The 11,254-nt window shown below is 37.1% G+C and carries 10 protein-coding genes; 7 read left to right on the plus strand and 3 right to left on the minus strand.

Annotation, left to right across the window (positions count from 1 at the left end; all coding sequences use genetic code 11):
- Window positions 1-494 precede the first annotated feature (494 nt).
- Window positions 495-1,496, minus strand: coding sequence for an SDR family NAD(P)-dependent oxidoreductase (locus tag ACOVQ4_RS18900; RefSeq protein ID WP_421822169.1), 1,002 nt, complete (start codon window positions 1,494-1,496; stop codon window positions 495-497).
- Between the two features lie 128 nt (window positions 1,497-1,624).
- Between ACOVQ4_RS18900 and ACOVQ4_RS18905 the strand changes: the two genes are divergently transcribed.
- The 6 genes from ACOVQ4_RS18905 to ACOVQ4_RS18930 all read left to right on the plus strand — a co-directional run bounded on the left by ACOVQ4_RS18905 (window position 1,625) and on the right by ACOVQ4_RS18930 (window position 7,810).
- Window positions 1,625-2,554: a phosphatase gene (locus ACOVQ4_RS18905; RefSeq protein ID WP_421822170.1), complete on the plus strand. Its 930-nt coding sequence runs from the start codon at window positions 1,625-1,627 to the stop codon at window positions 2,552-2,554.
- Window positions 2,555-2,584: 30 nt separating this feature from the next.
- On the plus strand, window positions 2,585-3,226 hold the full coding sequence (locus tag ACOVQ4_RS18910; protein WP_421822171.1) for an alpha/beta hydrolase: 642 nt from the start codon (window positions 2,585-2,587) through the stop codon (window positions 3,224-3,226).
- 323 nt (window positions 3,227-3,549) lie between these two features.
- Window positions 3,550-4,263 carry a MotA/TolQ/ExbB proton channel family protein gene (locus tag ACOVQ4_RS18915; protein WP_421822172.1) on the plus strand — a complete coding sequence of 238 codons (714 nt, stop codon included), beginning with the start codon at window positions 3,550-3,552 and terminating at the stop codon, window positions 4,261-4,263.
- A 26-nt stretch (window positions 4,264-4,289) separates the two neighbouring features.
- The gene (locus tag ACOVQ4_RS18920; RefSeq protein ID WP_421822173.1) at window positions 4,290-4,688 is read left to right on the plus strand and encodes an ExbD/TolR family protein; all 399 of its coding nucleotides are present in this window, start codon (window positions 4,290-4,292) and stop codon (window positions 4,686-4,688) included.
- A gap of 420 nt (window positions 4,689-5,108) precedes the next feature.
- Entirely contained in the window at window positions 5,109-5,780 is a 672-nt protein-coding gene (locus ACOVQ4_RS18925) for an MgtC/SapB family protein (RefSeq protein WP_421822174.1), read from the plus strand.
- Window positions 5,781-6,118: 338 nt separating this feature from the next.
- Window positions 6,119-7,810, plus strand: a complete 1,692-nt coding sequence (locus ACOVQ4_RS18930; protein WP_421822175.1) for an ATP-binding protein — start codon at window positions 6,119-6,121, stop codon at window positions 7,808-7,810.
- A gap of 77 nt (window positions 7,811-7,887) precedes the next feature.
- Here the strand turns inward: ACOVQ4_RS18930 and ACOVQ4_RS18935 are convergent, their stop codons facing one another.
- Window positions 7,888-9,498, minus strand: coding sequence for a beta-N-acetylhexosaminidase (locus tag ACOVQ4_RS18935; protein WP_421822176.1), 1,611 nt, complete (start codon window positions 9,496-9,498; stop codon window positions 7,888-7,890).
- Between the two features lie 151 nt (window positions 9,499-9,649).
- Here ACOVQ4_RS18935 and ACOVQ4_RS18940 point away from each other — a divergent pair, with 151 nt between their 5' ends.
- On the plus strand, window positions 9,650-10,018 hold the full coding sequence (locus ACOVQ4_RS18940; RefSeq protein WP_421822177.1) for a VanZ family protein: 369 nt from the start codon (window positions 9,650-9,652) through the stop codon (window positions 10,016-10,018).
- A gap of 226 nt (window positions 10,019-10,244) precedes the next feature.
- On the opposite strand, the gene ACOVQ4_RS18945 is transcribed toward ACOVQ4_RS18940, so the two are convergent.
- Entirely contained in the window at window positions 10,245-11,180 is a 936-nt protein-coding gene (locus ACOVQ4_RS18945; RefSeq protein WP_421822178.1) for a homoserine kinase, read from the minus strand.
- Between the last annotated feature and the right edge of the window lie 74 nt (window positions 11,181-11,254).

Below are 11,254 nucleotides of genomic sequence, written 5' to 3' on the forward strand. Positions count from 1 at the left end.
AAGTGTAAGTTTCTATATTTTGTAAAAAATAATGGTATTTTACATTATTTCCTAAATCAGAAATCCGCAACTATTGGAAATCTCCCTTATTACAATTCTAACTCTGGATTGTTATGTGAATGGCTGTTTACATTAGGCATTGGGTACAAATTATTCTGTAACTCTTTGCCTAATGCTTACCGCCTAAGTGGTTGTGCAAAATTAGAGTTTTGAGGCACTAGGCAACAGGCACAAGGCAAAGAGTGTTTAGGCAACAGGCACAAGGCAAAGAGTGTAAAATGCTTTTTAGTAATAATAGATATATTTTCGCCGAATGCCCAAAGCTGAAAGCCTTAAGCTCAAAAGTGTTTAGGCAACTGGCATAAGGCAAAGATTGTAAAATGCTTTTTAGTAACAATAAATACATTTTTGCCGTATATCCAAAGCTGAAAGCCTTAAGCATTTTATTCTGCGTGCTAACTTAAAGCAATACTTTACTAAAAATTCCAATTAGCCTATGATGCTTGTTTTTGAGACAAATGCTTTGCTACCCTCGTTACGGTTTCTTCAAAGCTACGAAACTCAAAATTGAGCTGTTTTTTAATTTTCGTATTGTCAAAATAAAAATTAAATTTTGAAGAGCGTGCCGTTTCTTTTGTCAAAAGCGGGGTACTTCCTGTTAGCCAACTTCTAAATGCCTCGATTCTCCAAAGGATTTCGGACATAAAATCGGTTACTACTTTGGTAGGAGCCTTTTTGTGTAGGGCATGCGCTAATTTTTCAAAGAAACTTTGAAAAGGTATTACCCCTGCATTCAAAACAAATCTTTCGCCAACGATTTCGGAAGTCGCCAATTGATATACACATTCTGACAAATCAAGGACATCCACATAATTAATGGTCCCTTTGGGATAATAACTTGGTTCGTCAAAAGCATATTTAAAAAGTTGGGTAGAGCTTTTGTTCCAATCTGCCTCGCCCAAAATGACGGAAGGGTTCACAATCACCGCATTGAGTCCTTCGGCCACGCCACGCCAGACTTCCATTTCTGCTAAATATTTACTTTTGGCATAGTTAGAATTGAGGGGGTCTTCTTCCCAAGTAGATTTTTCGGAAATAGTTACTTGTTGCCCAGGCGTATATTCTTGGGGAAGTTTGCGTCCTAAAGCTGCTACAGAACTAATAAAGCACATTTTTTTGATGGAAGCATCCAAACAAGCATTTACTACATTTGCTGTACCTTCAATATTGACCTTATTCATGAGTTCGGCATCTTTTGGCGCAAAAGACACAACCGCTGCGGCATGCACCACAATATCAATGTTTTGTAAAGCCTTTTCTAAAGATAGTACATCCAGCACATCGCCTTCAAACCATTGGATTTGATGCTGAATTTCGGAAACTAATGACAAATCACTGTTAGCACGGCGAAGTCCTGCTACCAAATGCCCTTTGGCCAAAAACTGTTTGGCCACAAAGCTTCCAACTAATCCTGTTATACCCGTTATTAATACCATAATGTAAAGATAACCTTTGTGTTTTTTACACACAAAGAACATGAAGTTTTTCAATGAAAGTTCGTTTGTCGATAAAGAATCCTGTTTCTTTGTAAATCGCTTCGTGCTGTGAAGCTTGTTATATCAATATGAAAAAAGCAATTATAGATTTAGGTACAAATACCTTTCAACTGCTGGTAGTTGAACAAGAAGGGCAACATTTTCAGATAATTCATGAAGATAGTTATGCCGCCAAAATTGGGAAAGGTGGAATTTCACAAGGCCTCATTACTGACGAAGGTATAGAACGAGCTATTGCAGGACTTAATTTTTTTAAAACTATTTTAGAAAAACAACAGGTAGAATTACAAAACGTAATAGCTATGGCCACCAGTGCTGTACGAAATGCCAAAAATGGGCTAGAGTTTTGTAAACAAATTAAGGAAGCTACGGGTATTCAGATTCAGGTGATATCGGGTGATGAAGAGGCTGGTTTGATTTATGATGGAGTGAAGCTTGGAACACCCATCGGACGAACACCGTCGATGATTATTGATATTGGTGGTGGTAGTGTGGAGTTTATTATATGCGATGAAACAAAAGTGTTTTGGAAACAAAGTTTTGAAATAGGTGGCCAGCGATTGATGGATCAATTTATGAATACCGACCCTATTTCTCCCCGTTCGGTGGGGCTCATGCGCGATTATTTGGAAGATATGCTCTTACCATTGACCAATGCGGTACATCAATACGCCCCAGAATGTATTATCGGTTCGGCTGGTTCTTTTGAGACTTTAATAGATATGTATTGGCATAAGCAGCATCATCAGTGGCCACCTCGTCAACAGGTAAGCTTTGATTTGCCGATGGATTCTTTTAAAGAATCTTTTTTAGCCTTGGTTTCTCAAAATAGAGAAAAACGTATGCAAATACCTGGCATGATTGAATTGCGTGTAGACATGATTGTGGTGGGCGTCTGTTTGATTGACTTTATTCTGAAAAGATATGAAATTCAGCAGATTAAAGTGTCTACCTATGCTCTCAAAGAGGGTGTTTTAGCCCGATTATTAAAAAATTGAGTTGGATATTTTACTTAAATGATTTATTCCATGCCATCACACGAAATACAAGTATGTAAAACCGCTCGTTATTATACCCTTGGTGGCAGCTCCGAAAAAACACGTAAGGTAATTTTTGTGTTGCACGGCTATGGACAATTGGCGGAGTATTTTATTCAAAAATTTACACACTTAGCCTCCGAAAATACGCTTGTAGTAGCACCAGAAGCTCTTTCTAGATTTTATCTTAAAGGGTTTTCGGGCCGAGTGGGAGCTACTTGGATGACCAAAGAGTCGAGAGATACCGAAATAGTTGATTACCTCAATTATCTCAATCAAGTACTAGACACTATCTTGATTGACTTGAACCCGTTTGAAGTTGAAATCGAGCTTTTGGGTTTTTCAAAAGGTTGTGCTACCGCTGCAAGATGGTTTGAGGTACAAGCAGATATTTTTACTAGATTGATTCTTTGGGCAGGGTACTTTTCAAATGGTATCGCAGAGTTGGTGAGTCCCCATCATTTTACCAATAAGCCGCTTATTTATGTCTATGGCAAAAAAGATGAGTTTTTGACACAAATCAACCAAGAAGAATATCTCGAATCGTTAAAAAAATCTGTACCCACCATCGAAATCCATAGCTTTGAAGGGGGGCATCAGTTGAATACTGAGGTTTTGAGTCAAATTTTTTAAACCTTGACTTCATTTTTATCAAACGGTAAATAGAAAATCCTTTTTCTGTGCTATTTTAGGGGAATGGTGTTTTTTGAATTGATATTTTGTCACAAACAGGAAATACCCTACAGGACAGCAACAGGCTTTTTTTTGGCTGATTTATATCATATTACTAAAATTTTTTCGTTAAACTTGTTGAAAATTTAGTTCGTGTAGGTGTCTACTCGTGCGACAATCGCAATAATTTGCAAGTAAGGTAACTCAATAATTAATCAATTTCCTACAAATCAAAATGGCAGTATTTTTCAATTAAGAAAATACGCTTTTACCTGTAAAAACTTATGACTACTCTTCTAAGTATCTTATTACAGACAACGACTTTTGAACCCGACACAACCTCGACTACCGTAACAACAGTTACCAAAGTAGGTGAAGATCTTAACTTATTAGGCCTTTTAGAAAAAGGAGGATGGGTTATGATTCCAATTTTTGTATTGTTTTTTATTGCTTTTTTCTTGTTTATTGAACGATACAGATATATCAGTAAGACATCTAGGCTGGATAATACTTTTTTGTTTTCAATCAAGGAAATGCTTTATGCGGGTAATATCCAAGGAGCTATTAATTATTGTAAAACATCACCTTTTCCAATTGCTCGTTTATTAGAAAAGGGTTTAAACCGTATTGGTTCACCGATGCGCGATATCGAGAATGCCATCGAAAATTCAGCTCGTGTTGAAATCTACAACATGGAGAAAAACTTGGGTATCTTGTCGTCCATCGCCAAGATTGCACCTATGTTTGGTTTCTTGGGTACTGTTTCGGGTATGATTCGTACTTTCCACAATATTTCGGTAGCTAACAAAATCGATATTAGCACGATTGCAAGTGGTATTTATGAAAAAATGGTAACTTCTGCAACGGGTTTGATGGTAGGTATTATTGCTTACTTTTTCTATACGATTTTGACAACGATGATTGATCGTACCGTAAACAAAATGGAAGTTACGGCCATCGACTTTTTGGATATTCTTCACAAACCTGCCTCTAAGTAATAGAGCTTTCTAATTTGAAGTAAAATATGAATATTAGAAAAAGAACTAGAGAACAGTCAGAAGTAGAAACTGGAGCCTTAGCGGATATCTTGTTTTTCTTGATGATGTTTTTCTTGATGATATCAACCTTGGCAAGTCCTGATGCCATTAAGCTTCTTTTGCCAGAATCGAGCTCCGCAGAACAAACCGCTACTAAAGAAAATATCCGTTTGACGGTAGACGAAAATGATAATTATTTCGTAGATGATAATCCTGTGCAACCTGAGCAATTGGAGGCCTATTTGGCCGAACAAGCCAAAGCTAAAAACTCAGAAACGGTAGTTTTGCGTATTTCAAAAGACCGTACTGTACAAGAATTAGCCAAGATTTACGACGTGGTTGCCAAGCTCAATTTGGCGCTAGTGATGGCCACTGAGAAACAATAAGCGTAATTACTCAGAAAATAGCCGTTACGAAAGTGACGGCTATTTTTTTGCCTTGAGAATATCTATTAATTTCACAATGGTAAGTAATCGTGCAGAATTAGATTTAAATTTTGTGTTTTAGGGACAAGGCAACAGGCACAAGGCAACAGGCACAAGGCACAGAGTGCTAAATAGTTTTTTAGTAACAAAAGATATGTTTTGGCCGAATGCCGAAAACAAAAGAAAAAAGTGTTTTTTATGTAATTATAAAGAGCTTTTGCCTAATGCTTATGCTTACTGACTAACGCATTTAGGTTGAATCTGATTTTGCTTAATTGCTTAAAAGTGATAGGAGTAGACCTCATTACGAATAAGCTTTCCTGATATCTGAATGAGCTTTTTACCTTTTAATTGTAAAATCTATAAAGAAAAAATATTCGTATGTTTTTGATGGGTGATTGGGAAATTCTCTGGAATCATATTATACATGATGAAGATTTAATCAAACTGCTTAGCTCTACAGTGGTTGGTGCTATCATTGGTGGCGAACGCGAATACCATAGCAAATCTGCAGGTTTGAGAACCTTCACACTAATTGCGGTGGGCTCAACCATTTTTACTATTTTGTCCGAAAAAGTAGGTATGGGGGCATCACCAGATCGAATTTCGGCTAATATCGTGACGGGAGTAGGGTTTTTAGGTGCAGGAATCATCTTTAAAGTAGACGACCGAGTAAAAGGCCTTACTACCGCAGCCATTATTTGGGTAACAGCCTCCCTAGGAATGGCCATCGGCGATGGGCATATTTTGTTATCTTTTTTTGGTGCAATTTTGGTATTTATGATTTTACAATTCTTTTTTATTTTAGAAAGATGGATTCATCGGTACGGAGAAACTCGAAACTATAAAATCGTAGTTAAAAAAGGAGATAACGGTTTTTTGAAAATGGATGAAATCTTCAAACAACTGAAAGTACAAGCAAAAAAAGGAAAGCAGATTTATAGAAACGATACAATAATTTGCTATTGGTCTGTACGTGGTAAAACCTCTCGGCACGAAAGATTAGCCAAAAAACTCATGATGGAACCACATGTTATAGAATTGGAGTTTTAACCTAAATAATATTCTTTTGACAAAAACTCGAAAAGTTTTTTAATAAATGCCAACCAATAATTTGGCCTGATGCTTAGTCTAAAGCCATTTTAGTATGTTGATATATTAGACAATAGGCAACAGTCACAAGGCAAAGAGTGTAAAAATGTTTTTTTTGCTTCTAAAAAAATAAAGTAAAATAGCTTTTCAACATCTGTATTGTTGTATATTTATGTATGCTAATTGACTACTTTTGTGGTCTTCTCTTGCTCCTAAGTAATTCTAAATTTATCCTTTTGTTAGTTCTAATAAGCCTATCATTAATGTAAAACCTTACTTAAATCCAATCGGGTGATAATATGACTTATCCAATACTACCAGAAAACGAAAAAGAGCGATTAGAAACCTTAAAGTCGTATAAAATCTTAGACACCTTACCTGAGAGGGATTTTGATGATATTGTACGTATTGCTTCACAAATTTGTCAAACTCCTATTTCTACAATTACGATAATTGACGAAAATCGACAATGGTTTAAGGCTAAACAAGGAGTAGAAAACTCTGAAGGCCCTCGCGAATTATCTTTTTGTGCTCATGCTATTGTACAGCCAGATCGACCACTTATTATAGAGGATGCTCGTGAAGATGAGAGATTTTCGGACAACCCCTTAACGATTGGTTCTCCTTATGTTGTTTTTTATGCAGGAATTCCGCTAGTGGCGGAAAATGGTATGCCGTTGGGTACTCTTTGCGTAATAGATAGTACTCCAAAAAGACTGAAAGAAGAACAGATTGTGGCCTTGAAAGCCCTTGCTTCTCAAGCTATGGGTCAGCTGGAATTGCGAAAAAAAACCTTTGAATTACTAGAAACAAAGCAAAACCTCGAACTAAAAAATCAAGCACTTACCAATGCCAAAGAAAAGTTAGAAATAGCACTCAAAGCCAAGTCTACTTTTTTGTCGATGATGAGCCACGAAATACGCTCTCCGTTGCATGCAATTTTGGGAAATATCAATCTATTGCTTGAAGAGTCTCCTCGTAATGACCAAGAAGAACCTTTGAATGTTTTGAAATTTACTGGAGAAACGTTACTGTCGATTATTAATGATATTCTTGATTTTAGTAAACTAGAAGCAGGGAAGGTTCAATTAGAAAATATTAGTTTCAATCTTAGAGACTTAGTTAAGAATATCGTCAGTATTAATTTACATAGAGCCAAAGAACAAGGCAATAAATTACAAGTTGAGATAGCCGAGCAAGTTCCGAATTATGTTGGAGGTGATCCTACCAGACTTGTTCAGGTAATCAACAATTTGGTGTCTAATGCTGTAAAGTTTACCAAAAATGGAGTAGTTACTATCAAAGTTAGCCTTAAAGAGCAATTATCAACGGCAAATGTGCTCACTATAGAGGTAATAGACACAGGTATCGGTATTCCTCAAGATGCTGTAAATCAGATTTTTGAGGAATTTGTGCAAGCTTCCAGCAAAACTACCCGCCAGTTTGGGGGTACAGGTTTGGGGTTGGCTATTATTCGTAAAATAGTAGAACTGTTTGGTACGCGAATCCTCGTTGAAAGTGAAGTTGGAAAAGGTTCTACTTTTAAATTTGATTTGACCGTAGCGCAAGTACCCCAGGAGTTAACAAAGAAAGATACTGTAACAAACTTTAACTTTGAAGGCTTTAATGTTATGGCGATTGATGATAATGCTATCAATCTTATTATAATTAATCGAAGTTTACAGAAAAAAGGTATTTCTGTAAAAACCTTCACTAATGGGATTGATGCTTTGGAGTCCTTGAAAACTGGCACACCGTATGATTTAATCATCGTTGATTTGCAAATGCCAGAAATGAACGGATTCGAGTTTGCTGAGGAAGTAAGGAAGTTTTCGGAGATACCCATTATTGCTAGTTCGGCCGATAACAATACAGAAACGATAGAATTGGCACTAAGTTTAGGGATGAATGATTATTTATTAAAACCTCACACGCCGCAAGATTTGTACATTTTGCTAGCTCAGCATTTGAGTTATATCACAGAAGAATAAAAAATAGGTCAGCGAGGAAATATCCTGCTGACCTTTATTATTTATAGGAAAATTGGGAGTTACTGGTTTATTGGGGTTTATTTCAAAAAACCTTTGAAAAAGTTGACATGTAATTTCTCCAAACGGTCTGCATGAACTTTCATACGATTATAGAAATTGTTATAATCTTTTAGTTCTTTTTTGGTCCATGCTACCTCCGACAAGGCTGAGGCACGAGGGAAAACCATGTATTCAACATAATCGCTGGTTTGCATATATTCTGTCCAAACATTTGCTTGAACTCCAATGATATGCTTTTGTTGCTCAGGCGTAAGCTCCGTAGGAGTTGGTTCATACGAATAGATTTTTTCTAGAGTAGTAAAACCTCCAATTGCTAAAGGCTCAGTTTTAGGGTCTGCCTGATAGTGGTCCAAATACACATAACCTCCTGGCGTCATGATGGCATCGTGGTTTTCTTTAGCTGCTGCAATACCACCTTCAGTACCTCTCCAAGACATTACGATGGCATTTGGCGAAAGACCACCTTCCAAAATTTCATCCCAACCAATCATTTTACGACCTTTTGAGGTAATAAATTTATCGATACGACGGATAAAATAACTCTGTAAGCCATGTTCATCCCCTAAGTTTTCACGCTTGATAATTTCCTGACAAAAACGACTTTCTTTCCATTGTTTTTTAGGACACTCATCACCGCCGATATGAATATATTCACTTGGGAAAAGCTCCATTACCTCTGTCAAAACATTTTCCAAAAACTGAAATGTTTCTTCTCTTGGGCAAAGTACATCTTCATACACACCCCAGTCAGTGGCGGTTTGATAGATTTTGTCAGGATTACAACCAAATTCAGGATAAGCTGCCAACACTGCTTGAGAGTGTCCTGGCATTTCAATCTCTGGAATCACGTTTACAAACTTTGCTTTGGCATACGCTACCACTTCTTTTACCTCGTCTTGTGTGTAATATCCACCATAAGGTTTGCCATCAAATTTCTTTGAATAAGCTCTACCAACAACAGTTTGCGCTCGTTTCGAGGCGATTTCTGCCAATTTTGGGTAGCGCTTGATTTCAATTCTCCAACCTTGGTCTTCTGTCAAGTGCCAGTGAAAATTGTTCAACTTGTGTAAAGCAATCAAATCAATATATTTTTTGATAAAGCTTACAGGGAAAAAGTGACGACCAACATCCAAGTGTAAGCCTCTGTATGAATAGCGTGGCGCATCCGCAATAGAGCAGTTGGGTACAGACCATGTTACGCCTGTAGATTTTTCTTTACTAAAAATTTGATTTGGAAGTAATTGTAACAAACTTTGTAATGCATAAAAAGCGCCTTTTCCAGTGCTGGCTGCAATGTTTATCTGCTTGCTACTTACATTAAGCGTATATCCTTCCTCTGCTAGTTGGTCATTTTTTACAAACTGAATACTATTGCTTACGGCTTTACTCTTTGAGTTAACTACTTTAGGGCTTGTTCCCATTGCAGCACTCAATTGGTCGGCCAACATAGCTGCCACTTGTTTAAAAGCAGGGTCATTGGTACTTACTACAATATTTGTATTCGCTTTTACAACAAACTGACCTTTTTGAGGGCTTAGTGTTTGAGGTAAAGGAATAATGTTGTATTGATTTTGCGCAGAACTTACAAATACTACGCAGGCACAAATAAGGGTTAATAGTTTTTTCATAAAAAATTGGTTTGATAAAGACGATTCAAAGGTAGGTGAAAAAATTCCAAAGTACATGAGCAAAAATGAATATTTTTAAATTTTTTTAATAAATAGGTAATATATTTCTTATTATATTTAATATATTACTGATAACTTATCTTATTACGATATGAATCTGATTGATAAACTGTTAAGACGAAAAGGGTGGTCGTGGTTATGTGGAGGCTTAATTATTATTTTGTGTGCTATTCCTTCAAAGGAAATCCCCCATTCGCTTAATTTTTATGATAAAACACAGCATTTTTTGGCTTTTGGGGCTTGGGCATTTTTGGCGATGTATGCTTATGCCTCATTTTTTAGAGTGGTAATAGGAGGAGCTTTATTTGGATATGGCATTGAGATAATGCAATATTTATTGCCTGCATCCTTTCATCGAGCCTATGATTTAGCCGATGTTCTAGCGGATTTTATTGGGGTATTACTCGGAATATCGTTAGCCATCTTATTTTCAAAGATATTCAAACAAGGTGAAATGTGATTTTTCGGTAATATATTACTTTTTATGACCTAGTAAAAATGAATCGTTCTGATTTGGGAAATTGATATAACTTGTTAATCATTCATCAAAAAAGCGGTCGAAAAACAATTTTCGACCGCTTTTTTGATACATAGTTAGAAGTGTCCTAAGAATTCCCAAACTGTTTATTTCGGATATCGGATTTCGGAAGTATACCCTTTTACATTTCTTAAAAAATTAAAGGTATCTAGCCTATCACAACGGGCCCTGCTTGGTTGATTCCAGAAACGTAACAATCAGAATCGATACCTACTTTGGCAAAACCTTCTTGCATGGCTTTTCCAACTTTTTGAGCCGTGTCAAAATCTTTTGACAAAGCAAACATCGAAGGTCCAGAGCCAGAAATAGAACAGCCAAGTGCTCCATTTTCAAGTGCAGCATTTTTGACAACATCAAATTGGGGTATCAAAATCGCACGAACGGGTTCGATGATTACATCAACCAATGAGCGAGAAATCAAATCATAATCAGGAAGCATCAGACCAGCTACCAAACCAGCCACATTGCCCATTTGGGTAATCGTCTTTTTCAAAGAAATTTCACGTTTCAAGATATTACGTGCATCCTTGGTATTTACCTCAATATGAGGGTGAACAATGGTGGCATATAGCTCCTTGGGCGTACGAAGTTGGATGATATCTAATGGGTCGTAGCTACGAATTACCGTAAATCCTCCCATCAAGCTCGGACCAACATTGTCGGCATGAGCCGAACCACAAGCAATAAATTCGCCTTCCATCGCAAAAGGTAATAGGTCTTTTTGTGCCAACGGACGACCCAACAACTCATTTGCTGCAAATACACCAGCTACCGAAGAAGCCGCCGAAGAACCTAATCCCGAACCTAGTGGCATCAATTTTTTCAAGTCCATTTCAAAACCCTGCGATTCGGCACCGATAGCTTCTAAGAACTTGATAATGGCAATACCAGCCGTATTTTTACTTGCATCCAAAGGCAAACGACCTTCGTCACCTTCGATTTTATTGATTTTTACGCCTTTTGCATCGGTCTTGCGCAATACTAGCTCATCGCCAGGATTGTCTACTGCAAAGCCAAATATATCAAAACCACAAGCCACATTGGCAACCGTAGCAGGGGCGAATACTTTTATTGAATCATTCATGGTTTATGGAGGTTGAACTTTACGCCAAATAGCTTCCTATAGCAACAATATCGGCAAATACCCCCGAAGCGGTT

Source organism: Flectobacillus sp. (genome assembly GCF_049240685.1).
Taxonomy (GTDB): domain Bacteria; phylum Bacteroidota; class Bacteroidia; order Cytophagales; family Spirosomataceae; genus Flectobacillus.

Excerpts from the sequence above, each read along its gene's own strand:
- ACOVQ4_RS18900 (WP_421822169.1), bottom strand. The coding sequence starts at position 1,496 with ATGGTATTAATAACGGGTATAACAGGATTAGTTGGAAGCTTTGTGGCC.
- ACOVQ4_RS18905 (WP_421822170.1), top strand. The coding sequence starts at position 1,625 with ATGAAAAAAGCAATTATAGATTTAGGTACAAATACCTTTCAACTGCTG.
- ACOVQ4_RS18910 (WP_421822171.1), top strand. The coding sequence starts at position 2,585 with ATGCCATCACACGAAATACAAGTATGTAAAACCGCTCGTTATTATACC.
- ACOVQ4_RS18915 (WP_421822172.1), top strand. The coding sequence starts at position 3,550 with ATGACTACTCTTCTAAGTATCTTATTACAGACAACGACTTTTGAACCC.
- ACOVQ4_RS18920 (WP_421822173.1), top strand. The coding sequence starts at position 4,290 with ATGAATATTAGAAAAAGAACTAGAGAACAGTCAGAAGTAGAAACTGGA.
- ACOVQ4_RS18925 (WP_421822174.1), top strand. The coding sequence starts at position 5,109 with ATGTTTTTGATGGGTGATTGGGAAATTCTCTGGAATCATATTATACAT.
- ACOVQ4_RS18930 (WP_421822175.1), top strand. The coding sequence starts at position 6,119 with ATGACTTATCCAATACTACCAGAAAACGAAAAAGAGCGATTAGAAACC.
- ACOVQ4_RS18935 (WP_421822176.1), bottom strand. The coding sequence starts at position 9,498 with ATGAAAAAACTATTAACCCTTATTTGTGCCTGCGTAGTATTTGTAAGT.
- ACOVQ4_RS18940 (WP_421822177.1), top strand. The coding sequence starts at position 9,650 with ATGAATCTGATTGATAAACTGTTAAGACGAAAAGGGTGGTCGTGGTTA.
- ACOVQ4_RS18945 (WP_421822178.1), bottom strand. The coding sequence starts at position 11,180 with ATGAATGATTCAATAAAAGTATTCGCCCCTGCTACGGTTGCCAATGTG.